The sequence below is a fragment of the Streptomyces sp. NPDC017202 genome, assembly GCF_044331705.1.
In the GTDB taxonomy this organism is placed as follows: Bacteria; Actinomycetota; Actinomycetes; order Streptomycetales; family Streptomycetaceae; genus Streptomyces.
Genome location: NZ_JBIRNP010000009.1, coordinates 106,893 through 130,531, shown reverse-complemented (window position 1 = coordinate 130,531; position 23,639 = coordinate 106,893). Strand labels below are relative to the sequence as shown.

Annotated in this window: 25 protein-coding genes and 1 pseudogene; 15 read left to right on the top strand and 11 right to left on the bottom strand. The window is 73.9% G+C overall.

Annotated elements, in window-relative coordinates:
• The first annotated feature begins 63 nt into the window (after positions 1-63).
• Positions 64-546, top strand: a complete 483-nt coding sequence (locus ACH4N1_RS19405; RefSeq protein WP_382788544.1) for a MarR family winged helix-turn-helix transcriptional regulator — start codon at positions 64-66, stop codon at positions 544-546.
• Positions 547-741: 195 nt separating this feature from the next.
• Here ACH4N1_RS19405 and ACH4N1_RS19400 read toward each other — a convergent pair whose 3' ends face one another.
• Together ACH4N1_RS19400 and ACH4N1_RS19395 are read right to left on the bottom strand one after the other, a co-directional pair.
• The gene (locus ACH4N1_RS19400) at positions 742-1,125 is read right to left on the bottom strand and encodes a nuclear transport factor 2 family protein (RefSeq protein WP_398098547.1); all 384 of its coding nucleotides are present in this window, start codon (positions 1,123-1,125) and stop codon (positions 742-744) included.
• 146 nt (positions 1,126-1,271) lie between these two features.
• Positions 1,272-2,663: a glycoside hydrolase family 43 protein gene (locus ACH4N1_RS19395; protein ID WP_398098546.1), complete on the bottom strand. Its 1,392-nt coding sequence runs from the start codon at positions 2,661-2,663 to the stop codon at positions 1,272-1,274.
• Positions 2,664-2,892: 229 nt separating this feature from the next.
• Here ACH4N1_RS19395 and ACH4N1_RS19390 point away from each other — a divergent pair, with 229 nt between their 5' ends.
• Together ACH4N1_RS19390 and ACH4N1_RS19385 are read left to right on the top strand one after the other, a co-directional pair.
• Complete coding sequence (locus tag ACH4N1_RS19390; protein WP_398098545.1) at positions 2,893-4,314, top strand: amidase; 1,422 nt, start codon at positions 2,893-2,895, stop codon at positions 4,312-4,314.
• A gap of 126 nt (positions 4,315-4,440) precedes the next feature.
• Positions 4,441-4,887, top strand: a complete 447-nt coding sequence (locus tag ACH4N1_RS19385) for a type II toxin-antitoxin system PemK/MazF family toxin (protein ID WP_398098544.1) — start codon at positions 4,441-4,443, stop codon at positions 4,885-4,887.
• Positions 4,888-5,014: 127 nt separating this feature from the next.
• On the opposite strand, the gene ACH4N1_RS19380 is transcribed toward ACH4N1_RS19385, so the two are convergent.
• A complete protein-coding gene (locus ACH4N1_RS19380; protein ID WP_398098542.1) occupies positions 5,015-5,866 on the bottom strand; it encodes a TIGR02452 family protein in 852 nt (283 codons plus the stop codon).
• A 317-nt stretch (positions 5,867-6,183) separates the two neighbouring features.
• Here ACH4N1_RS19380 and egtA point away from each other — a divergent pair, with 317 nt between their 5' ends.
• The 4 genes from egtA to egtD are packed head-to-tail and all read left to right on the top strand — an operon-like array spanning position 6,184 to position 10,593.
• A complete protein-coding gene (egtA, locus tag ACH4N1_RS19375) occupies positions 6,184-7,491 on the top strand; it encodes an ergothioneine biosynthesis glutamate--cysteine ligase EgtA (protein ID WP_398098541.1) in 1,308 nt (435 codons plus the stop codon).
• Positions 7,488-8,813 carry an ergothioneine biosynthesis protein EgtB gene (gene egtB / locus ACH4N1_RS19370; protein WP_398098539.1) on the top strand — a complete coding sequence of 442 codons (1,326 nt, stop codon included), beginning with the start codon at positions 7,488-7,490 and terminating at the stop codon, positions 8,811-8,813. The genes egtA and egtB overlap by 4 nt, the downstream gene beginning before the upstream one ends.
• Positions 8,813-9,634, top strand: coding sequence for an ergothioneine biosynthesis protein EgtC (gene egtC / locus ACH4N1_RS19365; protein ID WP_398098538.1), 822 nt, complete (start codon positions 8,813-8,815; stop codon positions 9,632-9,634). Before egtB ends, egtC begins: the two co-directional genes overlap by 1 nt.
• Entirely contained in the window at positions 9,631-10,593 is a 963-nt protein-coding gene (gene egtD, locus ACH4N1_RS19360; protein WP_398098536.1) for an L-histidine N(alpha)-methyltransferase, read from the top strand. Before egtC ends, egtD begins: the two co-directional genes overlap by 4 nt.
• A 7-nt stretch (positions 10,594-10,600) precedes the next feature.
• Here the strand turns inward: egtD and ACH4N1_RS19355 are convergent, their stop codons facing one another.
• Positions 10,601-11,863, bottom strand: a complete 1,263-nt coding sequence (locus tag ACH4N1_RS19355) for an extracellular solute-binding protein (RefSeq protein WP_398098534.1) — start codon at positions 11,861-11,863, stop codon at positions 10,601-10,603.
• A gap of 222 nt (positions 11,864-12,085) precedes the next feature.
• Between ACH4N1_RS19355 and ACH4N1_RS19350 the strand changes: the two genes are divergently transcribed.
• Positions 12,086-12,301 carry a dodecin gene (locus tag ACH4N1_RS19350; RefSeq protein WP_363087942.1) on the top strand — a complete coding sequence of 72 codons (216 nt, stop codon included), beginning with the start codon at positions 12,086-12,088 and terminating at the stop codon, positions 12,299-12,301.
• Positions 12,302-12,351: 50 nt separating this feature from the next.
• On the opposite strand, the gene ACH4N1_RS19345 is transcribed toward ACH4N1_RS19350, so the two are convergent.
• The gene (locus ACH4N1_RS19345; RefSeq protein ID WP_398098532.1) at positions 12,352-12,843 is read right to left on the bottom strand and encodes a hypothetical protein; all 492 of its coding nucleotides are present in this window, start codon (positions 12,841-12,843) and stop codon (positions 12,352-12,354) included.
• 127 nt (positions 12,844-12,970) lie between these two features.
• Here ACH4N1_RS19345 and rpmF point away from each other — a divergent pair, with 127 nt between their 5' ends.
• The gene (gene rpmF / locus ACH4N1_RS19340; RefSeq protein WP_398098531.1) at positions 12,971-13,141 is read left to right on the top strand and encodes a 50S ribosomal protein L32; all 171 of its coding nucleotides are present in this window, start codon (positions 12,971-12,973) and stop codon (positions 13,139-13,141) included.
• Positions 13,142-13,250: 109 nt separating this feature from the next.
• Positions 13,251-14,267 (top strand): LLM class flavin-dependent oxidoreductase, encoded by a 1,017-nt coding sequence (locus ACH4N1_RS19335; RefSeq protein ID WP_398098529.1) that lies wholly within the window; start codon positions 13,251-13,253, stop codon positions 14,265-14,267.
• A 136-nt stretch (positions 14,268-14,403) separates the two neighbouring features.
• Here the strand turns inward: ACH4N1_RS19335 and ACH4N1_RS19330 are convergent, their stop codons facing one another.
• The 3 genes from ACH4N1_RS19330 to ACH4N1_RS19320 form a co-directional block, all read right to left on the bottom strand.
• Positions 14,404-15,345, bottom strand: a complete 942-nt coding sequence (locus ACH4N1_RS19330) for a DUF2382 domain-containing protein (protein ID WP_398098527.1) — start codon at positions 15,343-15,345, stop codon at positions 14,404-14,406.
• 74 nt (positions 15,346-15,419) lie between these two features.
• Positions 15,420-16,277 carry a lysophospholipid acyltransferase family protein gene (locus ACH4N1_RS19325; RefSeq protein WP_398098525.1) on the bottom strand — a complete coding sequence of 286 codons (858 nt, stop codon included), beginning with the start codon at positions 16,275-16,277 and terminating at the stop codon, positions 15,420-15,422.
• Positions 16,277-17,050, bottom strand: coding sequence for a GNAT family N-acetyltransferase (locus ACH4N1_RS19320; protein ID WP_398098524.1), 774 nt, complete (start codon positions 17,048-17,050; stop codon positions 16,277-16,279). The genes ACH4N1_RS19325 and ACH4N1_RS19320 overlap by 1 nt, the downstream gene beginning before the upstream one ends.
• A gap of 213 nt (positions 17,051-17,263) precedes the next feature.
• Between ACH4N1_RS19320 and ACH4N1_RS19315 the strand changes: the two are divergent.
• The 4 genes and pseudogenes from ACH4N1_RS19315 to ACH4N1_RS19300 form a co-directional block, all read left to right on the top strand.
• Positions 17,264-17,428, top strand: a pseudogene (locus tag ACH4N1_RS19315) (gas vesicle protein); the annotation flags it as partial.
• Entirely contained in the window at positions 17,425-18,351 is a 927-nt protein-coding gene (locus ACH4N1_RS19310; protein ID WP_398098522.1) for a GvpL/GvpF family gas vesicle protein, read from the top strand. The pseudogene ACH4N1_RS19315 and the gene ACH4N1_RS19310, both read left to right, overlap by 4 nt.
• The gene (locus ACH4N1_RS19305; protein ID WP_398098521.1) at positions 18,348-18,596 is read left to right on the top strand and encodes a gas vesicle protein; all 249 of its coding nucleotides are present in this window, start codon (positions 18,348-18,350) and stop codon (positions 18,594-18,596) included. Before ACH4N1_RS19310 ends, ACH4N1_RS19305 begins: the two co-directional genes overlap by 4 nt.
• Positions 18,593-18,886: a gas vesicle protein K gene (locus tag ACH4N1_RS19300; protein ID WP_398098520.1), complete on the top strand. Its 294-nt coding sequence runs from the start codon at positions 18,593-18,595 to the stop codon at positions 18,884-18,886. The genes ACH4N1_RS19305 and ACH4N1_RS19300 overlap by 4 nt, the downstream gene beginning before the upstream one ends.
• A gap of 137 nt (positions 18,887-19,023) precedes the next feature.
• On the opposite strand, the gene ACH4N1_RS19295 is transcribed toward ACH4N1_RS19300, so the two are convergent.
• Genes ACH4N1_RS19295 through ACH4N1_RS19285 form a run of 3 tightly spaced genes read right to left on the bottom strand, consistent with a single transcriptional unit; the run spans position 19,024 to position 22,392 of the window.
• Entirely contained in the window at positions 19,024-19,773 is a 750-nt protein-coding gene (locus tag ACH4N1_RS19295; RefSeq protein ID WP_398098519.1) for a succinate dehydrogenase/fumarate reductase iron-sulfur subunit, read from the bottom strand.
• Complete coding sequence (locus ACH4N1_RS19290; protein WP_398098518.1) at positions 19,770-21,719, bottom strand: fumarate reductase/succinate dehydrogenase flavoprotein subunit; 1,950 nt, start codon at positions 21,717-21,719, stop codon at positions 19,770-19,772. The genes ACH4N1_RS19295 and ACH4N1_RS19290 overlap by 4 nt, the downstream gene beginning before the upstream one ends.
• Position 21,720: 1 nt before the next feature.
• Positions 21,721-22,392 carry a succinate dehydrogenase gene (locus ACH4N1_RS19285; RefSeq protein WP_398098777.1) on the bottom strand — a complete coding sequence of 224 codons (672 nt, stop codon included), beginning with the start codon at positions 22,390-22,392 and terminating at the stop codon, positions 21,721-21,723.
• A gap of 120 nt (positions 22,393-22,512) precedes the next feature.
• Here ACH4N1_RS19285 and ACH4N1_RS19280 point away from each other — a divergent pair, with 120 nt between their 5' ends.
• On the top strand, positions 22,513-23,397 hold the full coding sequence (locus tag ACH4N1_RS19280; protein ID WP_398098517.1) for a LysR family transcriptional regulator: 885 nt from the start codon (positions 22,513-22,515) through the stop codon (positions 23,395-23,397).
• Positions 23,398-23,639: the final 242 nt, after the last annotated feature.

Below are 23,639 nucleotides of genomic sequence, written 5' to 3'. Positions count from 1 at the left end.
GATGGAGCGGCCGCCGCCGGGACGGGTCGCGGGGACGGCAGCACGAACAGGAGGCTCGGGCACATGCAGAGGCCGACGCACGAGGTGGAGTACGAGCAGATGCTGCTCAGCCGCCATACGTTCCTGAGCCGCCGCGGGGGCCGCCGCACGGACGGCGTCCTGGAGCGCAGCGCCTACATCCTGCTGAGCCGGATCCGGGTCCAGGGCCCGATGTCGATCGGGGAACTGAGCGACGCCTTCGCCCTCGACGCCTCCACCCTGAACCGGCAGACCGCCGCGGCGATGCGCGCCGGGCTGCTCGACCGCATCCCCGATCCGCAGGGCGGGATGGCCCGCAAGTTCCGGCTGACGGCGGAGGGCGAGCGGCTGCTCGACGAGGAGCGGCGGGGGATCGTCGAGGTCCTGGACCGCGTCATGGGGGACTGGTCGCAGGACGACATCACGGCGTTCGCGTCCTACCTCAGGCGGTTCAACAACGGCATCGAGGCCATCGGCGGACGCCCGTGGCCGCGCCCGTCCCCGCGGGACGGGGAGCCGCGCGGCTGACCCCGGTCGGCGCGGTCCGTCCCCGGCACGGCACCGGCCCGCGCTCCGGGTGGGCACGGTGGCTCGCGGGCCGGGCCACGGCCGCGCGACGCGGCACCCGGCGTCGCCCGCCCGGAAGCCCGGATGCCCGCGGTGCCGTACCGGGGTCCGGCTCCCGCGTCCCGGTCCGGCGGCGGGGCGCCGGCCCCGCGCGGTTCACCAGCTTCGGGTCACCGAACGCAGGGCGATCCAGGAGTCGCGTACGCGGGCGTAGTCCATGGTCAGCTGGAGTCGCCGGTCCTCGTGCGCGCCGTCCTCGGCCGGACGCGTGACCACGCGGCCCACGAGGCGCGCCGTGTCGCCGTCGACCGCGACGGTCACGGTCTTCTCCTCGATCGTCTGCGGGACGAACGTCGCGGCGCGCAGGTCCGCCAGCCAGGCGGCCTTCGGCTGCTCGTCCCCCGTGGTCCGCGTCAGGGTGAAACCGTCGTCGAGCAGGGCGTCGAGCGCGACGGCGTCGCCGTCGGCCATCGCGTGCAGATGGGCCCGGTAGGCGTCGATGACCTCCATGCGGGTGTGCACGTCGGCTGAGGGGTTCATCCGTGCTCCTGTCGTCGTGCCCCGTCTCCGCCGCCGGATCGCCTTCACCGCACGGCAGGACCGGGGCGTACCTCGGTGCGTGCCTGTCAGTGATCATCCTGGCTGTCCGGGTCACCCGGTGCTCGCCGCGCCGCCGCCGCGGTGGTTCAGGCCCAGGCGGTCACCGGCAGGAAGGAGCTGTCCTGGCGGAACAGGTCCGTGCCGTCGGACCGCTCCACGCGGAGCTGGTAGTCGTAGTGGCGCAGGTAGTGGCCGGGGTAGTTGTACGACTCGAAGCGCGCCGAGCCGCTCGTGGTGCCGGTGCGGGCGATGAAGGTGGCGTCCCCGGCGAAGGCCGACGTGCCGTCGTTCGGGTCGAAGCGGGCACGGAAGGAGTAGTGGCGCAGGTAGTTGCCGGCCGCGTCACGGAAGGAGCAGCCGTTCGCGTCCGCGAGGCCGGGGACGACCGTGAAGGTGGCCGCCCGCTTCTCGGCGGCCGTGCTGGAGGCGGTCACCACCGGCAGGTTGAGCAGCGAGGACTGTGCCTGCCAGTGCCGGGTGGGGTAGTTGACGGAGCGGAAGGAGCGGGTGACGTTCCTGGGCAGGCCCACCCCGCCGGCCACCGTCTCCTTGACGACGGTGAAGTGGCGGGCCGTGCCGGAGACGCCCGGGAGGGCCTTGGGCGCGCTCCAGGTGGTGAAGGTGTCGTAGCTGTCGCTGTAGTAGTAGGTGCCGTCGCCGTAGCCGTCGAAGAAGACGCGCCAGCCGCCGTTGTCGAGCCGGACGAGGGCCGGGCCCTCGCGGTAGCTGCCCCAGCCCGCCCAGTCGCCGGTGCGGGAGATGGTGTACGGGCCCGCGAGCCGGGTGGCGGTGGCGTACTCGATGTACTTGGTCGTCTCGTTCTTGGTGAAGGCGTGGTAGGTCGAGCCGAGCTTCACGACGAAGGTGTCGATGTGGTTCTCGCCGATGCCGGACAGGGGGACGGGTGAGGTCCAGGCGGTGAGGCCCGGGTCGGTGGCCTTCAGCAGGTAGGGGGTGAACATCCACTCGTCGTCCGTGGTGGAGCAGGACACGATGATGTTGACGCTGCCGTCGCTGTCGACGAACCACTCCGGCGCCCAGGCCCGTGAGAGGCCCGCGACGGGAACCGGGTGGTCGTACAGGAACGACCAGGTGAGCCGGTCGGTGCTGCGGGCGAACCCGATGGTGGCGCTGGGGTCCTGCCACGTGTGCGTGGTGTAGGTCAGGTAGTAGGAGCCGTCGGTGTGCTTGAGGATGCTCGCGTCGCGGATGCGGTTCGCAGGCGGGGTGTAGGCGGCGGACCTGGCGAGGCGGAAGTCGGTGGCGTCGTCCGACTGGTAGACGTTCACCGTGCCGTCGTCGCTGTCGAGGAACGGCACGATGGTGTAGCGGGTGGCCGATCCGCCGGGCGGGGCGGCGGCGAGCGCGCTGCCGAGCAGGCCGGGCGCCTCCGCGAGCACCAGCGTGGAGACGGGCAGGGCGGCCATCGCGCGCAACAGGCTGCGGCGGGACGGGGTGGTGGGGCGGCGTGTCGTCATGTGCGGCTCTCTCCCTACGACGCAGGTTCGACATGCCGAACGAAGTTCGGAAAGTCGATCAGAAGGTAGGGGTGGCTCCGAGGCACGTCAATGCCTCGCGCAGGAACGGGTGGTGGCCTGCGGGACACCTGTGGCGGACACCGGACCCACCGCGGGCCGCAGCGCGTTCCGCCTCCGGCGGCCAGACGTTACCGTTCGGTAGACAATGTGCTGACGGAGGTGTCCCGCCATGACGCTAGACCGTTCCGCAGGCCTGACCGAGACCGCCCGCGCGCTGGCCGCCGGGGAGGTCACCTCCCGCACGCTGGTCGAGCGGACCCTGGCGCGGATCGAGGCCACCCAGGGCACCCTCAACGCCTTCCGCCTCGTCCGCGCCGAGGCCGCGCTCGCCGAAGCCGACGCGGCCGACCGGGAGTTGTCCCGCGGCGTACGCAGGCCCCTGCTGGGGGTGCCGGTCGCCGTGAAGGACGACATGGACGTGGCGGGCGAGCCGACCGCCTTCGGCTGCGCGGGCACCCACCCCGCGGTCACCGAGGACGGGGAGGCGGTACGGCGGCTGCGCGCGGCCGGGGCCGTGATCGTCGGCAAGACGAACACCTGCGAATTCGGACAGTGGCCGTTCACCGAGGGCCCGGCCTTCGGCGCCACCCGCAACCCGTGGCACACCGAACACACCCCGGGCGGCTCCTCCGGCGGTTCGGCGGCCGCCGTGGCGGCGGGCCTGGTCCCCGCCGCGCTCGGCTCCGACGGCGCCGGCTCGGTCCGCATCCCGGCGTCGTGGACCCACCTCGTCGGCATCAAGCCGCAACGCGGACGCGTGTCGACCTGGCCGCGCGGCGAGTCCTTCCAGGGCATCACGGTCAACGGCACCCTGGCCCGCACCGTGGCCGACGCGGCCCTCCTCCTCGACGCGGCGAGCGGCAACCATCCGCGCGACCCGCACCGGCCGCCCGCCGTCGACGCCCTCGCCGCGGTGGGCCGCGACCCCGGCCGGCTGCGGATCGCCCTGTCGCTGAAACCGCCGTTCACCGCCGTGCCCGCCCGGCTGCTCCCCGAGGTGCGCGACCGGGTCGTCGCCCTCGCGGCGGCCCTGGCGGGCCTCGGGCACACCGTCGAGGAGGCCGACCCGCCGTACGGGCGGATCGGGCTGACCTTCGTGCCGCGGGCGACCGCGGGGATCGCCGAGTGGGTGGCCGAGGCGCCGTTCCCCGCCCTGCTCGACCGGCGCACCCGGGGCGCCGCCCGGCTCGGCAGGCTCCTCGGCGGCGCCCCGCTGCGGGCGGCCCGCCGTGCGGAGACGGTCCTGCACGGCCGGGTCGGCCGCCTCTTCGAGACGTACGACGTGGTGCTCGCGCCGACGACGGCCGCTCCCCCGCCGCGCATCGGCGCCCTGCTGGAGCTGAGCGGGTTCGCCACCGACCGCGCCATGATCGCCGCGTGCCCCTACGCGTGGCCGTGGAACGTCCTCGGCTGGCCCGGTGTCAACGTGCCCGCGGGCTTCACGCCCGGTGGGCTGCCGGTCGGGGCGCAGCTGCTCGGGCCCGCCGGCAGCGAGCCGCTGCTGCTGTCGCTCGCCGCGCAGGCGGAGGCGGACCTGCGCTGGCACGAACGGTGGCCGGAGCCGCTCGTCACGGACTCCCCGGCGGTCTGAGCAGCCCGCCCCCGGGTGGGCCCGTGCGGGACGCCCCGGGGCCGCGGAGTCGCCGGCCGCCCCCGCGTGACGTGGTCGCCGGGGGCCGCGGGGAACGGGCCCCGGAACAGCCCCTAGGGTGCCCTCGTGACCGCTTCCACCGAAGAGAACGTCCCGGGCCGCTTCGGCCCCTCCGCCACCGTCGAGGCCGAACCGCGCGAGGTCGGCCGGGTGCGGACCGAGTACTCGCCCGCGCACGACGGTGACCCGGACCCCGGCGAGATCGTCTGGACCTGGGTGCCCTTCGAGGAGAACGACGGGCGGGGCAAGGACCGTCCGGTACTGGTCGTCGCCCGGGAGGCGGCCGGCACCTTCCTCGCCGTGCGGCTGTCCAGCAAGCAGCACGGCGGTGACCGCGAGTGGGTGCCGATCGGCAGCGGTCCCTGGGACCGCTCGGGCCGGGACTCCTGGGTGGCCGTCGACCGGGTGCTGCGGCTGCACGAGCAGGGCATGCGCCGGGAGGCCTGCGCGCTGGACCGGATGCGGTTCAACCTGGTGGTGCACCGGCTGCGGGAGCGGTACGGCTGGCACTGAGCGCCTTCCCTGCGCTCACACCCGCTCGCGGAGCCGCGGCCGCGGCTGTCGCCACAGCCGCGGCCAGGGCGTGTTTCGAAAGTCCCGTCTGCCCTTCGGGCAGACGACGCCACCTTCGAAACACGCCCTAGGACTCCTGCCCCGGCTGCGGGAAGGCGCGCGCGAAGGCCTGCCGGACCGCGCTCCCCGGCGTCCGGTCCAGCACGCCGAACACCACCTGTGTGAACGCCCTCTCGAACCGGCCGCCGGGACCCAGCAGCGTCCGGAACGCGCCCGCCACCTGCGCGGGGTCGTTGCGGAAGACACCGCAGCCCCAGGCGCCGAGGACCAGCCGCCGGTAGCCGTGGGCCGCGGCCGTCTCCAGGACGCGTTCGGCCCGTACGGCCAGCGCGCGCGGCAGTTCGCCGGCACGCTCCGGCGCCGTCCGCAGGATCACTCCGGCGTTCGGCGCGGCGGCCGTCAGGAAGCCGGCGGTGTACGGCTCGGGCAGGAACCGGCCCCGGTCGTCACGGAAGACCGGTACGGCCGGTGAGTGGACGACCCGGTCGGTGTAGAACGGGTCGCGGTGGGCGCGGTGGTGGTCGTAGAACTCGGGGGCCCGCAGCAGGCACGTGTACAGCGCGGAGCCGCGGCACAGCGCCTCCTCCTGGGCCTGGGCGCCGTTGAGGTAACCGCCGCCGGGGTTGCGGGCGGAGGCGAAGTTGAGCACCGCCACCGGGGCGTCCGCGAGTCGGCGGGCGGCCTCCAGGCTGCTCTCGCCGGTGACCTCGATCCGCGGGGCGGACGGGGCGGTCCCCAGGACCCCCTCCAGGACCCCCTCCGGGACCGGTACCGGGCCGGGTCCCACCATGCGGGTCCCCTCCCGAGCCGCCTCGACCGCGGCGGCGAGCGGTATCTCACGCCCGTCGGCCGTGCGGTACGCGCCCGCGGCCACGGCCTCCTCCGTCTCCCGCGCGACACCGCGCAGCCGCGCGCTCATGGCGCCACCCCCGTGGGCGCCACAGCACCATGCCGCACGGTGCGCCGTGCCCCGTCCGTCTCCCCCGTCGTGCTCATGCACGCATCGTCAGCGATGCTGGACGGACGGTGCAACCGAGTTTCCGACGACCGGGAACATCGGCGCGAACCCCTCGGAAACGGCCTGGAAACGGTACGGAAAGGAGGGTGCCCGGCCCCGCGGGCGCCGATGGGCGCTCTTGTGCGATGCGGCGAGAGGGTCTTGGGTGGATGAGCGAACCGGTCCGGCACCATCGAAGCCGGACCGGTGGCATGGTGGAATCTCAGGAGGATACCGACATGTCGGACACGTCGAGCAGTGCTTCGGGGAGTGACTGTACGGGGACCCGTACTCCTCTCACCGAGGCCGAGGTGGAGGCCCTGGTCAAGGGCATCTGCTTCAAGACCGGACCGCCCCGCACCGTCGGGGTCGAAGTGGAATGGTTCGTCCACGAGCTGCGCTCACCGCGGCTCCCCGTCCCACCCGAACGACTCGCGGCGGCCTACGAGGCCCTGCGGACGGTGCCGCTGTCCTCGGCGCTCACCGTCGAACCCGGCGGCCAGCTGGAGCTCAGCTCGCCGCCCGCCGCCTCCCTGATGGAGTGCGTGAGCATCGTCTCCGCCGACCTGGACGCCGTCCGCGCCGTCCTGCGCGAGGCGGGACTGGTCCTCACCGGACTCGGCACCGAGCCCTGGCACCCGCCCCGGCGGTTCCTGCACGAGCCGCGCTACGACGCCATGGAGGCGTACCTCGACCGCACCGGCCCGGCCGGGCGGGCCATGATGTGCACCTCGGCCTCCGTGCAGGTCTGCCTGGACGCGGGTCACGAGGAGCCCGGCCCGCTGGGGCACGGGCGGCGCTGGTGGCTGGCGCACATGCTGGGCCCCGTCCTGGTCGCCGCCTTCGCCAACTCGCCGCTGCTCGCCGGTGCCCCGACGGGCTGGCGTTCCACGCGGCAGCGGTTGTGGACGGAGATCGGCGCGGGCCGCGCGGGAGCACCGGCCCTGGACCGGGATCCGCGCGCCGCCTGGGCCGGACACGTCCTGGACGCCCCGGTGATGTGCGTACGCCGGGAGGACGGGCCGTGGGACGTGCCCGAGGACCTGACCTTCCGGGAGTGGATCCGGTCGGGGACGCCCACCCGGGCGGACCTCGACTACCACATGTCCACGTTGTTCCCGCCGGTCAGACCGCGTGGCCATCTGGAGCTGCGCATGATCGACGCGCAACCGGGCGAGGACGGCTGGATCGTGCCGCTCGCGGTGACGACGGCGCTGTTCGACGACCCGGAGGCCGCCGAGAGCGCCTATCGGGCGGTCAAACCGCTCGCGGAACGGTCCCGTTCGGGGCCTGCGCCGCACAACCCGCTGTGGAGCGAGGCGGCCCGCTCCGGCCTCGCCGACCCCGAGCTGCGGGAGACCGCCGTGGCCTGCTTCACGACGGCCCTGGAAGCCCTGCCCCGGATCGGCGCCGGCACCGAGGTGACGGACGCCGTCGCCGGGTACCTGGAGCGCTACGTCCGCAAGGGCCGCACCCCCGCCGACGACCAGCTCGACCGCCTGTGCGGCACCGACGGCCGCACACACGGGAAGGACATCCGCACATGACCGACCTCGTCCCCGAGGCCCTGGACGCCGAGGCCCTGCGCGAGCGGGCGCTCACCACCCTCGTCACCGCCCGTGCGCGCACCACGCTCCTGACCAGCTGCGTCGAGGACCCCGACCTCACCGCACAGCACTCCCCGCTGATGTCCCCCCTGGTGTGGGACCTCGCGCACATCGGGAACCAGGAAGAACTGTGGCTGCTGCGCGCCGTGGCCGGCCGCGAGGCGATGCGCCCCGAGATCGACGGCCTGTACGACGCCTTCGAGCACGCGCGCTCCGAGCGGCCCTCGCTGCCGCTGCTGCCGCCCGCCGAGGCCCGCGCCTACGCGGCGGAGGTCCGTGGGCGGGTCCTGGACGTGCTGGAGTCGGCCGACTTCGACGGGACACGGCTCACGGAGGCCGGTTTCGCCTTCGGGATGGTCGCCCAGCACGAACAGCAGCACGACGAGACCATGCTGATCACCCATCAGCTCCGCACGGGGCCGCAGGCCCTGACCGCGCCGGACCCGGAACCGGCACCGCTGTTCACCGGCCCGTCCGAAGTGCTGGTGCCGGGCGGCCCGTTCACGATGGGCACCTCCGGCGAGCCCTGGGCGCTGGACAACGAGCGGCCCGCGCACCGGCGCGAGGTGGCGGCGTTCCACATCGACACCACGCCGGTGACCAACGGCGCCTACCAGGCGTTCATCGACGACGGCGGTTACGACGACGCCCGCTGGTGGACGGCGGAGGGCTGGTCCCACATCCGCCGGCACCGGATCGACGCGCCGTTGTTCTGGCACCGCGACGGCGGGCAGTGGCTCCGGCGCCGCTTCGGCGTCACCGAGGTCGTGCCGCCCGAGGAGCCGGTGGTGCACGTGTGCTGGTACGAGGCCGACGCCTACGCCCGCTGGGCCGGGCGGCGGCTGCCCACCGAGTCCGAGTGGGAGAAGGCCGCCCGCTTCGACCCCGCGACCGGCGGCTCGATGCGCTACCCGTGGGGGGACGCCGACCCGACGCCCGAACACGCCAACCTGGGCCAGCGCCATCTGCGCCCCGCACCCGCCGGCAGCTATCCGGCGGGGGAATCGCCCCTGGGAGTGCGGCAGTTGATCGGCGACGTGTGGGAGTGGACGTCGAGCGACTTCCAGCCCTACCCCGGCTTCCGGGCGTTCCCGTACAAGGAGTACTCGGAGGTGTTCTTCGGCCCCGAGCACAAGGTGCTGCGGGGCGGTTCGTTCGCGGTGGACCCGGTGGCCTGCCGGGGCACCTTCCGCAACTGGGACTACCCGATCCGGCGGCAGATCTTCTCCGGCTTCCGCACCGCCCGCTCGGCGGCCGCCTGATGTGCCGTCATATCGCTTTCCTGGGACCGCAGGAGCCGCTCGGCCGGCTCCTGGTGGAGCCCCCGCACGGTCTGTACCGCCAGTCGTGGGCCCCCCGCAGGCAGCGGTACGGCACGGTCAACGCCGACGGTTTCGGCGTGGGCTGGTACGCCGGGGACGATCCGGTGCCGGCCCGCTACCGCCGGGCCGGGCCGATCTGGGCCGACCTGTCCTTCGCCGACCTGGCCCGCGTCGTGCGCAGCGGGGCGGTGCTGGCCGCCGTACGCGACGCGACGCTGGCCGGGGCGGACGCCGAGGCCGCGGCGGCGCCGTTCGCGGCGGGGCCCTGGCTGTTCAGCCACAACGGGGCCGTGCCGGGCTGGCCGGGCTCGCTGGAGGCGCTCGTGCGCTCGCTGCCGGCGTCCGCGGTGCTGTCCATGGAGGCGCGCAACGACTCCGCGTTCGTGTGGGCGCTGGTCCTGGCCCGGCTGCGCGCCGGGGACACGGAGGGCCAGGCGCTCGCCGACACGGTGCAGGAGGTCGCCGCGGCGGCCCCCGGCTCCCGCCTCAACCTGCTGCTCGGCAACGGTGACACCGTCACCGCGACGGCCTGGGGGGACACCCTCTGGTACCTGACGGAGCCCGGCCGCACGGTCGTGGCCTCCGAGCCCTACGACGACGATCCGCGCTGGCAGGAGGTCCCCGACCGGACCCTGCTGGTGGCGACCCGCACCGAGGTGCTGCTCACCCCGCTGAAGGACCCGAGCGGGGACGCGGCGCCCTCCCCCGCCCCCGGCTCCGCCGCGGGGGCGGCCCCATCACCCGAGGAGACCGGCTCGTGAGCCCCTTCCAGATCACCCGTACCCTCCCGGAGGACGCCACCGGCGCCGCCCTGCGCGACGACGTCCTCCAGGGCCTCACCGCCACCCCCAAGACGCTGCCGCCGAAGTGGTTCTACGACGCCGACGGCAGCGAACTGTTCGAGCGGATCACCGAACTGCCCGAGTACTACCCGACGCGGGCCGAGCGCGAGATCCTCGTGGACCGGGCCGGCGAGATCGCCGCCGCGGCCGGCGCCCGCACCCTGGTCGAGCTGGGTTCGGGGTCCTCGGAGAAGACCCGCCACCTGATCGGCGCGCTGACGGACCTGGACACCTATGTGCCCGTCGACGTCAGCGAGAGCGCCCTCACCGGGGCGGGACGGGCCCTCGCCGCCGAGCGGCCGGGCCTGTCCGTCCACGCCCTCATCGCCGACTTCACCGCACCGCTGACGCTCCCGGACACCCCGGGACCGCGTCTGGTGGCGTTCCTCGGCGGCACGATCGGCAATCTCCTCCCCGACGAGCGGGCGGCCTTCCTCGGCTCGGTCCGGGCGCTGCTCTCGCCGGGCGACGCCCTGCTGCTCGGCACGGACCTCGTGAAGGACGAGGAGGTCCTGGTGCGGGCGTACGACGACGCGGCCGGGGTGACGGCGGCGTTCAACAAGAACGTCCTGGCCGTCGTCAACCGTGAGCTGGGCGGCGATTTCGATCCGGGCGCCTTCGACCACGTCGCGCTCTGGGACGCGGAGAACGAGTGGATCGAGATGCGGCTGCGGTCCCGTACGGCGCAGACGGTGAAGCTCCGCGCACTCGGTCTCGCCGTCGACTTCGCGGCGGGCGAGGAGCTGCGCACGGAGATCTCGGCGAAGTTCCGCGAGGCGAGGGTGCGCGCGGAACTGTCCGCGGCGGGGCTTGAGTTGTCCCGCTGGTGGACGGACCGGGAGGGCCGCTTCGCGCTCTCGCTGAGCACCGTGCGGTAGGGGCGGGTCAGCCCGCGGAGACCGTCAGCGCCTCGGTGATCCGCCGGGAGGCGCGGCGGGCCTCCGTCGCGGGATCGGCTCCGCCGAGCACCTTGGTCATGTAGGTCTTGATCGGGTTGGCCGCCTCCACGGCGGCCCACTCGGGCGTGCTGGGGGTCGCCCGGCCCTGCGCGGCTCCCGCCGCCATGGCGGCGACCCCCTCCTCGCCCGCCACCGCCGACGCCAGCTTCGCCTTGTTCGGGACGTAGTTCATGGTGCGGGCCAGGTCGGTGTTCCACTCGGCGCCGGTCAGCGCGGCGACCACGGCCACGGCCCCCTCGCGCCGGTCGGTGTTGCGGGGCACGACGAGATCGGAGCCGCCGATGAGGACCGCGCCCGGTTTCGCCGCGGTCTTCCCCGGGACGGGGAAGTACCCCAGTTTCCCCTCCAGCGCGGGGTTCTGCTGGACGACGGCCCGGGCGAGGCCGGGGACGGCGACGATCTGGGCGACCTTGCCCGCGGCGAACACCCCTGCCTGGGGCGGGTGTTCCTCGTCGGCGTCGGCCGGTCCCGCGCCGAGGGACTGAAGGTCCCGGTAGAACTCCATGCCGCGCAGGGCGGCCGGGGTGTCCAGGGCGCCCTCCCAGCGGCCGGCCTCCTCGGTGGCGAGGTCGCCGCCCTCGTCCCAGACGAAACCGGAGAGGGTGTACCAGTCCTGGCCGGCCAGGTAGATGCCCTGGTTCCCGTCCGAGTTCAGCTTCTCGGTGGCGGTGAGCCACTCCTCGCGGGTACGCGGCACGGCGGTGACCCCGGCCCGCGCGAAGAGGTCCTTGCGGTAGATCACGACACGGTTGGCGGCGTACCAGGGGATGCCGTACTGGTGGAAGCGGCGCTGTCCCGGGTCGGCGAGGCCGGGGAGCCACTCGTCCTTCTCCCACTTGGCGACGGATTCCAGGGTCAGGTCCAGCAGCCGGTTGCCGTCGACGTACAGCGGGACCTGGGTGTTGCCGACCTCGATGACGTCCGGCCCGTCCTCGCCGTCGCCCTCCAGGGCCGTCTGCACCTTCTCGGCGATGCCGGTCCACTCCTGGATGCGGACGTCCAGGTCGAGATCGGGGTGGTCGCGTTCGAAGTCCTCGGTGAACCGGTCCAGGAAGTCCCGCGAGGCGCTGTCCTTCATGAGCCAGACGGTGACGGTCCGCCGGTCGCTCCCGCCGATGCCCGGCACGGCACCGCAGCCGGTGAGGAGGGAGGCGGACACGCAGAGGAGGGCGAGGAAGCGACGTCTCACGGGGGTCCTGTTCTGTCTGGTGGACAGGGGCGAGGGGCCCGGCGTGGGGGAACGGGCATGGCTGCCCGGACGGGTGTGCAGGATTTTGGTATGGACCAATGCGGAGGTCAAGGGGAGACCGGCCCGCACCCCGGAGGTCTCGCGCTCCGCCGCAGCTTGGGGCACCGTGGAGTGACGCGTGCCACACGCGGCGCCGCCGTCCCGGCCGAGAGGAGCACCCGCATGTCGAACCACACCTACCGGGTCACGGAGATCGTCGGCACCTCGCCCGACGGCGTGGACCAGGCGATCCGCAACGGCATCTCCCGCGCCTCACAGACCCTGCGGCACCTGGACTGGTTCGAGGTGACCCAGGTGCGCGGACAGATCGAGAACGGCGACGTCGCGCACTGGCAGGTGGGCCTCAAGGTCGGCTTCCGCCTGGACGAGACGGAGTGACGGGGGGCCGGACGGGGTGACGGGCCCCAGGTCCGCCCGCCGCCCGCACCTCAGGTGCGCCCCTCGCGCTCCTGGGCGACGCGCAGCGCGGCCGAGGGCGCCGTCCAGCGCGCCCGGACCACGGCGAAGCCGGCCGCCTCCGCGTCGTCGCAGACCAGGTCGTCGTCGTCCACCAGGACCCGCACCTCGCGCTCCCGGGCGAGCCGGCGCAGGATCTCCAGCTTGGTGCGGCGGGCGGGCCGGCGGTCGCCGTCCCGCCGCATGTACACCCGCCCCTCCGGCAGCGCGTGCCGGTCGAGCCACTGGAGGGTGTCCCGCCGGCAGCGCTCGGGGCGCCCGGTCAGATAGACCACCTCGCACTCCCGCGCGCTCTCCAGGGCCAGCGCGACCCCCTCCGCGAGCGGCGGGTCCTGCGGCGCGGCCGCGAAGAAGGCGTCCCAGTCCCGCGGCCTGCGCTCCAGGAACCGCTGCCGGTGGGCGGTGCCGGCAAGGGTGTTGTCCAGGTCGAACACGGCGAGGGGGCGCTTGCTGCTGTCGGTCACGGCACCACCCTAGAGACCTCCCGCGTCCGGGCGGGCGCACGGTCGGCCGGCCGGTCGACCGACGAATTGTTAATGGGATCCATTTTCATATAGCGTCCTCGGTGTCCCGCCGACGAGGAGGATCCCCATGGCCGTGCCCAAGCGGAAGATGTCCCGCAGCAACACCCGTCACCGTCGCGCCCGGTGGAAGGCGACCACACCGGCACTCGTGCCCGTCACCGTGGACGGCGTCCGCCACCTCGTCCCCCAGCACCTGGTGCGGGCGTACGAGCGCGGCCTGCTGCGTCCTGAGGGCTGACCGGAAGAAGGGCCGGGGCGCGCGGGCCGGACCCCGGGAACACCGGCGGTCCGGGGCGGGGGCCGGGCCCCCGAGGGAATCCCGGCGTCCGTCACGCGTTGAACACCGTGTGAGTTCTGTGATCGAAGCCGCCCGGTTCTCCGTCCTCGACCGCTCCCGCACGCGCGAGGGCCATCCGGCCGGCGCGGCCCTGCGGGACACCGTGGCACTGGCGCGGGAGGTGGAGGCGCTCGGGTACCACCGGTTCTGGGTGTCCGAGCACCACGGCGTCCCCGGCGTCGCCGGCTCCGCGCCGACCGTCCTCGCCGCCGCCGTGGCGGCCGCGACGGCCACGATCCGGGTCGGCACGGGCGGAGTCATGCTGCCCAACCACCGGCCGCTGGTCGTGGCCGAGCAGTTCGGGGTGCTGGAATCGCTGTTCCCGGGCCGCATCGACATGGGCCTGGGCCGGTCGGTCGGTTTCACGGACGGGGTCCGCCGGGCACTGGGCCGCGGCAAGGACGACGCCGAGGACTTCGGCGCCCAACTGCGCGAACTGCTCGGCTGGTTCCGCGGCACCTCGCCGACCGGCGTGCACGCGCGCCCCGCCGAGGGGCTGACCGTGCCGCCGTTCGTGCTGGCCATGGGCGAGGGCGCGCGGATCGCGGCGGAGGCCGGGCTCCCCATGGTCATCGGCGATCTGCGCGACCGGGACCGGCTGCGGCGGGGCGTCGACGACTACCGCGCCCGGTTCCGCCCCTCCCCCTGGGCCGCGGAACCGTACGTCGTCGTCTCGGGGACGGTCGCCGTCGCCGGAACGCCCGAGGAGGCCCGTCGGCTGCTGGTCCCGGAGGCCTGGTCCATGGCGCACTCCCGCACGCACGGCACGTTTCCGCCGCTGCCCCCGGCCGACCGGGTCGAGGCCCTGCCGATGACCACGCGGGAGCGCGGTTTCTACGAAGCGGGCCTGACCGGCCAGATCGCCGGCACCGAGGAACAGGTCGCCCGCGAGCTGGAGACGGTGCTGAAGGACACGGGGGCCCAGGAGGTCCTCGTCACCACCAGCACCCACGACCGGCGGGCGCTGCTGGACTCCTACCGCAGGCTGGCGGCCGTCGTGCACGGGGTCCGGGCGCCGCACGCCTGACCCGGGGCGCGGGGCCGAGCGCGGTACGGGCGGCGGTCGGTGCCGCCGCCCGCCGCGTCACCCGGGCGCCGCGTCATCCGACCGGACCGCCGACGTCACCGCGCGCTCCGGCGCGTCCTGCTGACGGACGGTCGGCTCACCGGCGGTCCGGCGGGGTGTCGTCGCCGTACCTCTCGCCCTCGGCGCCTTCGACGCCCTCGGCCTCGAGGCGTTCCTTGCGGACCTGACCGCGTACGGTCTCCTCCTCGGTGTGCTCGTCGGTGGCCAGCCGGACCCGTTCCACCGGCACGGTCTCGGTCTCCACCACGGGACGTTCCTCGTGGAGGACGACCTCGTGCTCGGCCTCGGTGATGTCCGGCCCGGAGAGCGCGGCGTCGCGGTTGGCCTCGGTGATGGGCTCCCGCTCGACGCGCACCTCCTCCCTGCGCACCGGCACGGTCGTCTCGACCTCTTCGGTGACCACGTACTTGCGCAGCCGGGCCCGTCCGGTCTCGCGCCGCTCGACACCGACGTGCATCTGCTCCTCGGAGCGGGTCATGGCCTCGTCGGAGTGGGGCATGGCGCCCTCGGAACGGGGCATGGCCTCGTCGGAGCGGGCCATGGCGTCGTCGCCGGTCCGGCTCGCCCGGTGGTCGGCGTCCGCCTCGCCCGGCCGCATGCCCGGAGCGGTTCCCGCGGCCGTGCCGGTCGCCGCCGCGGAGGTGCCCGTCCCCGCGGCCCAGCCGCTCCGGCCCGAGGCGTCGTCGTCGAGGACGCTGTCCCAGTCGATGCCGTAGTAGTCGTACAGGCGGTGCTCCTCGGACTCCGAGAGGTGTCCGCCCGAGTCGACGTCGACGTTGGGGGCGCCCTTGATCCTCTCCTTGTCGTAGGGGACCTCGATGTGGTCCTCCACCATCGAGGCGTCGCGGATCGGCACGAAGGACTCGCTCGTACCGAAGAGGCCCGTCTTGACCGTCACCCATTCGGGCTGGCCGGTCATGTCGTCGAAGAAGACGTGCTTGGCTTCGCCGATCTTGTGCCCCTCCCCGTCGTAGACGGGATGGTCCAGCACATTCCTGATCTGTTCGCGGGCGATCATGAAATCGCCCTCCCTTCATGTGACGGCTTCCCGGTCCGAGTCACCGGCACAGGACGGAGGAAACAGACAAATAACTATATTTCTCTCAATGGTTCGAGAGGGAGAAGCGCGACGGCGTCCTGGTGACCCGGCGCGGCATGCCCCGGCCCGGCCGGGGCGGGGCCGGTCAGGCGCTGGGCCGCCCCGGCCAGCGACCGGCGGTCGGCGTGGGCACCGGGCCGGAGCGCGGGGCGCACCTCGGCCTCGGCCACCAGTCCGTCCGCCATGACCACCCGCCACAGCGAGGCGAGCAGCGAGTCCTCCCCCACGAACGCGGGCACGGTCGTGGGCGCGCCCCCGGTGAGGCGGTAGCGGATCCGGACGGGCTGGACCGGCACCCCGGCGTCCAGGGCGGCCTGGAAGACGGCCCGGCGGAAGGTGCCCCGGGCCCGGCCGCACCACGTGCTGCCCTCGGGGAAGACGCCGACGGCCGCCCCCGAGCGCAGCAGCCCGGCGATGTCGGCGACCGTGTCCGGGAGGCCGCGCAGCCGGTCGCGGTCGATGAACAGGACGCCGCCGCGGGCGGCCAGCGGCCCCGCGACGGGCCACCGCCGTATCTCGGCCTTGGCGATCATCCGGGCCGGGCGGACCATCGCCAGCAGGGGGATGTCCAGCCAGGAGATGTGGTTGGCGACCAGCAGCAGGCCGCCGTCCGGCACGGCGGCACCGCTGAACCGCGGCCGGACCCCGACGGCCCGCACGACGGCCCCCGCCCACCGGCGCACCAGCGCGGCCGGGACCCTGCCGCCGACCGGCAGCAGCGCGATCCCGGCCAGCAGCAGTGCCACGACCGCCACGAGCCGCAGCACCGCCCGCGGTACGGCGGTGACGGAGCCCGACCCCTCCACGCACGCCCCGGGGGTGCAGGGCGCGCTGGGCGGCCAGGCGCCCATCAGGCCGGGACGAGCGAGAGGAAGTGCCGCAGATAGCGCGGGTTGACCCGGCGCATCGACAGCAGCACGTACAGGTCGGCGACCCCGAAGTCCGGGTCGTGGGCGGGCTCGCCGCACACCCAGGCGCCGAGGCGGAGGTAGCCGCGCAGCAGGGCGGGCAGTTCGGTGCGGGCGGGCAGGGCCAGATCCGGCCGCGGCACCCACGGCAGCCGCGGGCGGACCCGGAACTCCTCGGGCGCCAGGTGCTTGTCCCGCACCCGGTCCCAGGCGCCGGCCGCGGTGACGCCGCCGTCGGCGAGCGGGACGGAGCAGCAGCCGGCCAGCCATTCGTGGCCGTTGTCCACCATGTAGCGGGCGATGCCGGCCCATATGAGTCCGATGACGGCGCCGTCGCGGTGGGCGGGGTGGACGCAGGAGCGGCCGACCTCGACGAGGCCGGGCCGGATGCCGTGCAGCGGCGTCAGGTCGAACTCGGCCTCCGAGTACAGCCGGCCGGCGACCGCGGCGCGCTCCGGCGGCAGCAGCCGGTAGGTGCCGACGACCTGGCCGGTGTCGGCGTCGCGCACCAGCAGGTGGTCGCAGTGGGCGTCGAAGGGGTCGACGTCGAGGCCGGGCCGTGAGGACGTGAGCTGGGCGCCCATCTCCCCGGCGAAGACGTCGTGCCGCAGCCGCTGCGCGGCCCGCACGTCGGCCTCGTCTCGGGCGAGGGTCACGAGGTAGCGGGAGGGGACGGCGGGCAGCGGCGGGGCGTCCGGAGCGGTCGCGGTAGTCATGGCTCTCTCCAGGTCACGGGCCGTTCGGCCGGAGGGGACGGACGGGCCGGTGGTGTACGGCCCGCCCGGTCCTGTTCTTCCGATGCCGTCTGGCGGGCGCGTGACCTGTGCCCGGAGCCGGGATGTGGGGTTGTTGAACGGCACGGGCGGCGAGCGGGCCGCGACGTCCCGGACCCGGCTCCGTTCCGGTGGCCCGGCCGGGCTCCCCGTACGACCGTCGAGACCGCCAGGAAGGCGGGCATCGACTGGTGGGAGACGGACCCGGCGCTGTCCTCGCGCGCCGCGCGTGACGCCCTCACCGAGGAGAACGCGCGTCTGCGTGCCCGTCTCGACGCCCTGGAGGGCGCTGAACCCGACGCTCGGGAGGCGATCCGATGACAGGTGTCCCGGCCGATCGGCCGACCGTGACGGGACAGGACGTGCCGCGCCCCTGCGTCACCTGCCTGTTCGCCGTGACGGACACCCCGGTGCCGGACGACGTGCTCGCGGTGACGCCGGGCCATGACGGCGGGGGCCCGTTGCGGATCCTCGGGGCCGGCCCGCTCCGGCTGGTCGTGCAGGACGTTCCCGTGGCGGCCTTCGGCGAGGAGGCGCTCGCGCGACGGCTGAACCGGCCCGACGAGTTGGAGCGCTGCGCCCGCGCCCACCACCGTGCGGTGGAGACGGCCGCCCGCGGGGGTGCCGCCGTCCCCCTGCCGATGACGACGCTCTATCTCGACGACCACAACGCGGTACGGGCCGTGACCGCCCGGGAGGCCCCGCTGCGGGCGCTGCTGGACCGGCTGCGGGGCCGGAGCGAGTGGGCGGTGAAGGTGTACGGCGCCGGGCCCGCGCGGACGTCCGGTGCCGCCGGGGACGGCGGCCCGGCGGACAGCGGCCCGGCGGACAGCGGCCCGGCGGACAGCGGCCCGGCGGACAGCGGCCCGGCGGACGGCGGCCCGGCGGACGGGCGGTCGTACCTGAGCCGGGTGAGCACCCGGCGGCGCACCGAGCGCGAGGCGCGCGAGACGGCCCTGGCGCGGGCCCACGCGGTCGACCGGGAGCTGCGGCGGTACGCCGTCGCCGCGACGCGGCACCGGCCGCAGAGCGAGCAGCTGACCGGCCGGAGCGTGCCGCAGCTGCTCAACGCGGCCTATCTGGTGGACGACGGCCGGCGTGCCGATTTCCTCGAGGCCGTCCGCCGGCCGGCCCGCGCCGACGGCACGGCGTTGGAGATCACGCTGTCGGGGCCCTGGATCCCGTACTCCTTCGCCCGCCTCGACGAGGTGACGTGCGACGCGCGGGAGGAGGTCCGGGCATGAGCGTGCCGATCGCGGACGGCTCCGACCGCACGGCGGTGCCGTGGAACGGCCCGGAGCCGTACGCGCCCGTGGGGGTGCCGCTGGTCGACCTGCTCGACCGGGTGCTGGCCACCGGCGTCGTGGTCAGCGGGGACCTGGTCCTGTCCGTCGCCGACGTGCCGTTGGTGCGGATCTCCCTGCGCGCGCTGCTGTCCTCGGTCAGCGAACGGGTACCGGCGCCCTGGCCGGACAGCGGGCCGCTGTGACCGCGCCGCGCGACCACACGCTGGACCTCGACCCCGAGCGGGTCACCGACGACCTGGCGGCCCTGGTCCTGACCGTGGTGGAACTCCTGCGGCAGCTGATGGAACGTCAGGCGGTGCGCCGTTTCGACGAGGGGACGCTCAGCCCCGGCCAGGAGGAGCGGCTCGGTACCGCGCTGATGCTGCTGGACGGGCGGATGGACGACCTGTGCGCGCGGCACGGGCTGCGGCGCGGCGACCTCAACCTGGACCTCGGCCCGCTCGGCCCCCTCCTCGCCGATCCGGACCCGTGAGCCCGGGGCGTTCCCGGCGCGACCGCCATACGGGAGGGGGAAGCGAGACGGGACCGGGGATGAGCACCACTCCCGGTCCCGCCCGTCCGCGCCCTCGGCGAACGTCTCTCTTCCCTCACGCGGCCGGCGCCCGGACGTCAGCGCTTGGCCGCCTTGCGGGTGGCCCGCAGCCACTCCTTGTTCATGCCGGTGATGGAGACCAGCGGAATGCCCTTCGGGCAGGCGGTGGCGCACTCGCCGGCCAGCGTGCAGCCGCCGAAGCCCTCCTCGTCCATCTGCGCCACCATGTCCAGCACCCGCGTCTCGCGCTCCGGCGCGCCCTGCGGGAGGACGTTCAGGTGGTTGATCTTGGCGGAGGTGAACAGCATCGCCGCGCCGTTGGGGCAGGCGGCCACGCAGGCCCCGCACCCGATGCACTCGGCGTGCTCGAAGGCGAAATCGGCGTCGGGCTTGGGCACCGGCGTGGCGTGCGCCTCCGGGGCGGCACCGGTGGGCGCGGTGATGTAGCCGCCCGCCTGGATGATGCGGTCGAAGGCCGAGCGGTCCACGACCAGGTCCTTGATCACGGGGAACGCGGAGGCCCGCCACGGCTCGACGTCGATCGTGTCGCCGTCCCGGAAGGACCGCATGTGCAGCTGGCAGGTGGTGGTGCGCTCCGGGCCGTGCGCGTCGCCGTTGATGACGAGGGAGCACGCGCCGCAGATGCCCTCGCGGCAGTCGTGGTCGAAGGCGACCGGGTCCTCGCCCTTGAGGATGAGCTCCTCGTTGAGGGTGTCGAGCATCTCCAGGAAGGACATGTCGGGGGAGATCCCGTCCACCTCGTACGTGGACATGGCGCCTTCGGCGTCGGCGTCGCGCTGCCGCCAGACGCGCAGGGTGAGCTTCATGCGTAGCTCCGCTGGGTGGGGTGGACGTACTCGAAGACCAGGTCTTCCTTGTGCAGGACGGGTGCCTCGCCGGTGCCGGTGAACTCCCAGGCGGCCGCGTAGGCGAACTCCTCGTCCCGGCGGGCGGCCTCGCCGTCGGGGGTCCGGTACTCCTCGCGGAAGTGGCCGCCGCAGGACTCGGCGCGGTGCAGCGCGTCGAGGCACATCAGCTCGGCGAGCTCCAGGTAGTCGACGACGCGGTTCGCCTTCTCCAGGGACTGGTTGAACTCCTCGCCGGTGCCGGGGACCTTGACGCGCCGCCAGAACTCCTCGCGGATCCGGGGGATCCGTTCGAGGGCCGTGCGCAGGCCGGCGTCGGTGCGGGCCATGCCGCAGAACTCCCACATCAGTTCACCGACCTCGCGGTGGAAGGAGTCGGGGGTGCGGTCGCCGTCGACGGACAGCAGCAGGCCGAGGCGGTCCTGGGTCTCCGCCAGCACCTCCTGCACCACCGGGTGCTCGTCGCCGATCTCGCTCTGGTGCGGGTTGCGGGCGAGGTAGTCGTTGATGGTGGCGGGCAGCACGAAGTAGCCGTCGGCCAGGCCCTGCATCAGCGCGGACGCGCCGAGCCGGTTGGCGCCGTGGTCGGAGAAGTTGGCCTCGCCGATCGCGAACAGGCCCGGGATCGTGGTCTGGAGGTCGTAGTCGACCCACAGGCCGCCCATCGTGTAGTGCACGGCGGGGTAGATCCGCATGGGCACCCGGTACGGATCCTCGTCGGTGATCCGCTGGTACATGTCGAAGAGGTTGCCGTACCTGGCCTCGACGGCCTTGCGCCCCATGCGCTCGATCGCGTCCGCGAAGTCCAGGTAGACGCCCTGCCCGCCGGGGCCCACGCCCCGCCCCTCGTCGCAGACGTTCTTCGCGGCGCGGGAGGCGATGTCGCGCGGGACCAGGTTGCCGAAGGAGGGGTAGATGCGCTCCAGGTAGTAGTCGCGCTCGTCCTCGGGGATCCTGTCCGGCGGCCGGGTGTCGCCCTTCGCCTTCGGGACCCAGATCCGGCCGTCGTTGCGCAGCGACTCGCTCATCAGCGTCAGCTTGGACTGGTGGTCGCCGGTGCGCGGGATGCAGGTCGGATGGATCTGCGTGAAGCACGGGTTGGCGAAGTGGGCGCCGCGCCGGTGCGCCCGCCAGACCGCGGTGGCGTTGGAGTTCATGGCGTTCGTCGACAGGTAGAAGACGTTGCCGTAGCCGCCGCTGGCGAGGACGACGGCGTCCGCGAAGTACGTGTCGATCTTCCCGGTGATCAGGTCGCGCGCCACGATCCCGCGGGCCCGGCCGTCGACGACGATCAGGTCGAGCATCTCGGTGCGCGGGTGCATCTCGACGGTGCCGGCGGCGATCTGCCGGCTGAGGGCCTGGTAGGCGCCGAGGAGCAGTTGCTGGCCCGTCTGGCCGCGGGCGTAGAAGGTGCGGGACACCTGGACACCGCCGAAGGAGCGGGTGTCGAGGAGGCCGCCGTACTCCCGGGCGAAGGGCACGCCCTGCGCGACGCACTGGTCGATGATCTCGACGGAGATCTGCGCGAGGCGGTGGACGTTGGACTCGCGCGCCCGGAAGTCGCCGCCCTTGACGGTGTCGTAGAACAGCCGGTGGACGGAGTCGCCGTCGTTGCGGTAGTTCTTCGCCGCGTTGATGCCGCCCTGCGCGGCGATGGAGTGGGCGCGGCGCGGGGAGTCCTGGTAGCAGAACTGGACGACGTGGTAGCCCTGTTCGGCGAGCGTGGCGCCCGCGGAGCCGCCGGCGAGGCCGGTGCCGACGACGATCACCGTGTGCTTGCGCCGGTTGGCGGGGTTGACCAGCCCGGCCTCGAAGCGGCGCTTGTCCCAGCGCTCGTGGATCGGGCCGGACGGGGCCTTGGTGTCGGCGATCGGCTCGCCGGTCGGGTAGTCGGCATAGGAGGTCATGTCAGCTCACCACTCCGGTCATGACGGCCACGGGTACGGCGACGAAGCCGGCCGTGAGCAGCAGCGCGAGGACGTTCGCCGTGGTCTTCAGGGCGCGGTCGCGGGTGCGGCTGCCGGCGCCCAGGGTCTGGGCGGCGCTCCAGAAGCCGTGCCGGACGTGCAGGCCGAGGGCGAGCATCGCGACGATGTAGACGACGTTGCCGTACCAGGTGGAGAAGGTGTCCACGACGTTCTGGTACGGCCGGCCCTCCTGGAAGCCGCCGGGGTGCACGGTGCCGGTCGTCAGGTCGAGGAGGTGCCAGACGATGAACAGGCCGAGGATGACCCCGCCCCAGCGCATGGTGCGCGTCGCGTAGCTCGCCCGCGGCTTCCTGTGGACGTACCTGGTCGGGCGGGCCCTGAGGTCGCGGCGGCTGAGCTGGTAGGCGGACACGGCGTGCGCGACGACCGCGACGACCAGCACGACCCGGACCAGCCACAGCGTCCACTCGTCGTGCATGAACGGCTCGCCGACCGTGCGCAGCCAGTGCGCGTAGTGGTTGAACTCGCCCGGTCCGAAGAAGATCTTCAGGTTCCCGATCATGTGGACGACCAGGTACAGCAGCATGACGATCCCGCTGACGGCCATCACCGTCTTCTTGCCGACGGAGGAGCGCCACACGGTGCGCGCCATGGACGACCGTCGGTCCGTCCGCGTTGCCAGAGCCATGGAACAGGACGCTAGGGCCGAACGGCCCCATCAGTCCAAGACATGGTCCGGCTCGTTTCCATAGGTGGGGCCTATCATGGCTGGATGCAGTTCCAGCAGCTCCAGTACTTCGTGGCGGTCGCCGAGACCCGGCACTTCACCCGGGCCGCCGAGCTGGTCCACGTCGCCCAGCCCTCGCTGTCGCAGCAGATCAAGGCGTTGGAGCGGGAGCTGGGAGCCGACCTCTTCCAGCGGGCGCGCGGGAACATCACGCTCACCGACGCCGGCGAGGCGCTGCTGCCCCTGGCCCGCCGGATCCTGGCGGACACGGAGACCGCCCGGTACGAGGTGCAGGAGCTGGTGCAGCTGCGCAGCGGCCGGGTGCGGCTGGGGGCGACGCCCAGCCTGTGCACCGGTCTGCTGCCGGACGTGCTGCGCGCCTTCCACGACCGCTACCCCGGCATCCGGCTGATGATCGAGGAGGGCGGCTCGCACGACCTGGTGCGGGAACTGGCCCGCGGCGCGCTCGACCTCGCCCTGGTGGTGCTCCCGCTGCCCACCCCCTCCCCCGCGCTGACGACGGTGGAACTGCTGCGGGAGGACCTCGTGGTGGTGTCCTCGCCGGAGGCGCCCCCGCCGGGACACGGGCGCCGCGCCGTGCGGATCGCCGACCTGGAGGGCGAACGCCTGGTGATGTTCCGGCACGGCTACGACCTGCGTGAACTCACCGTCGCCGCGTGTCGCGCCGAGGGGTTCGAGCCGGACTTCGCGGTGGAGGGCGGGGAGATGGACGCGGTGCTGGGGTTCGTGCGGGCGGGGCTCGGCATGGCCGTCGTGCCGCGGATGGTCGCCACGCGGTCGGGGCGGGGCCTGCGGGTCACCCCGTTGGTCCGGCCGGGGTTGCACCGGGTGATCGCGCTGGCGCACCGCAGTGACGTGGCTCCGCCGCGGGCCGCCCGGGAGTTGCAGCGGATGCTGCTGGAACGGTGAAGGTGGCTGCGCCGCTTGGGCGGGGGCGGGGTGGGGCCGGAGAATCTGGGTGCCGGCCTGCCGCAGCCGGGTGCGCGGTTCCTCGCGCCCCTGGGTGGGGTGCCTGGGCGGAGTCGCCAGGTGCGGGCCGGTCGGGGTGGGGTGCCTGGGCGGAGTCGCCAGGTGCGGGCCGGTCGGGGTGGGGTGCTCGGTTCCTCGCGCCCCTGAGGGGCTGCGGGTTCCCCGCGCCCCCGCCCCCGGGT

Bases quoted from the DNA above. Each gene is read 5' to 3' on its own strand.
- ACH4N1_RS19405 (WP_382788544.1), top strand. From the start codon at position 64: ATGCAGAGGCCGACGCACGAGGTGGAGTACGAGCAGATGCTGCTCAGC.
- ACH4N1_RS19400 (WP_398098547.1), bottom strand. From the start codon at position 1,125: ATGAACCCCTCAGCCGACGTGCACACCCGCATGGAGGTCATCGACGCC.
- ACH4N1_RS19395 (WP_398098546.1), bottom strand. From the start codon at position 2,663: ATGACGACACGCCGCCCCACCACCCCGTCCCGCCGCAGCCTGTTGCGC.
- ACH4N1_RS19390 (WP_398098545.1), top strand. From the start codon at position 2,893: ATGACGCTAGACCGTTCCGCAGGCCTGACCGAGACCGCCCGCGCGCTG.
- ACH4N1_RS19380 (WP_398098542.1), bottom strand. From the start codon at position 5,866: ATGAGCGCGCGGCTGCGCGGTGTCGCGCGGGAGACGGAGGAGGCCGTG.
- egtA (WP_398098541.1), top strand. From the start codon at position 6,184: ATGTCGGACACGTCGAGCAGTGCTTCGGGGAGTGACTGTACGGGGACC.
- egtB (WP_398098539.1), top strand. From the start codon at position 7,488: ATGACCGACCTCGTCCCCGAGGCCCTGGACGCCGAGGCCCTGCGCGAG.
- egtC (WP_398098538.1), top strand. From the start codon at position 8,813: ATGTGCCGTCATATCGCTTTCCTGGGACCGCAGGAGCCGCTCGGCCGG.
- ACH4N1_RS19350 (WP_363087942.1), top strand. From the start codon at position 12,086: ATGTCGAACCACACCTACCGGGTCACGGAGATCGTCGGCACCTCGCCC.
- rpmF (WP_398098531.1), top strand. From the start codon at position 12,971: ATGGCCGTGCCCAAGCGGAAGATGTCCCGCAGCAACACCCGTCACCGT.
- ACH4N1_RS19330 (WP_398098527.1), bottom strand. From the start codon at position 15,345: ATGATCGCCCGCGAACAGATCAGGAATGTGCTGGACCATCCCGTCTAC.
- ACH4N1_RS19325 (WP_398098525.1), bottom strand. From the start codon at position 16,277: ATGGGCGCCTGGCCGCCCAGCGCGCCCTGCACCCCCGGGGCGTGCGTG.
- ACH4N1_RS19320 (WP_398098524.1), bottom strand. From the start codon at position 17,050: ATGACTACCGCGACCGCTCCGGACGCCCCGCCGCTGCCCGCCGTCCCC.
- ACH4N1_RS19310 (WP_398098522.1), top strand. From the start codon at position 17,425: ATGACAGGTGTCCCGGCCGATCGGCCGACCGTGACGGGACAGGACGTG.
- ACH4N1_RS19305 (WP_398098521.1), top strand. From the start codon at position 18,348: ATGAGCGTGCCGATCGCGGACGGCTCCGACCGCACGGCGGTGCCGTGG.
- ACH4N1_RS19295 (WP_398098519.1), bottom strand. From the start codon at position 19,773: ATGAAGCTCACCCTGCGCGTCTGGCGGCAGCGCGACGCCGACGCCGAA.
- ACH4N1_RS19290 (WP_398098518.1), bottom strand. From the start codon at position 21,719: ATGACCTCCTATGCCGACTACCCGACCGGCGAGCCGATCGCCGACACC.
- ACH4N1_RS19285 (WP_398098777.1), bottom strand. From the start codon at position 22,392: ATGGCGCGCACCGTGTGGCGCTCCTCCGTCGGCAAGAAGACGGTGATG.
- ACH4N1_RS19280 (WP_398098517.1), top strand. From the start codon at position 22,513: ATGCAGTTCCAGCAGCTCCAGTACTTCGTGGCGGTCGCCGAGACCCGG.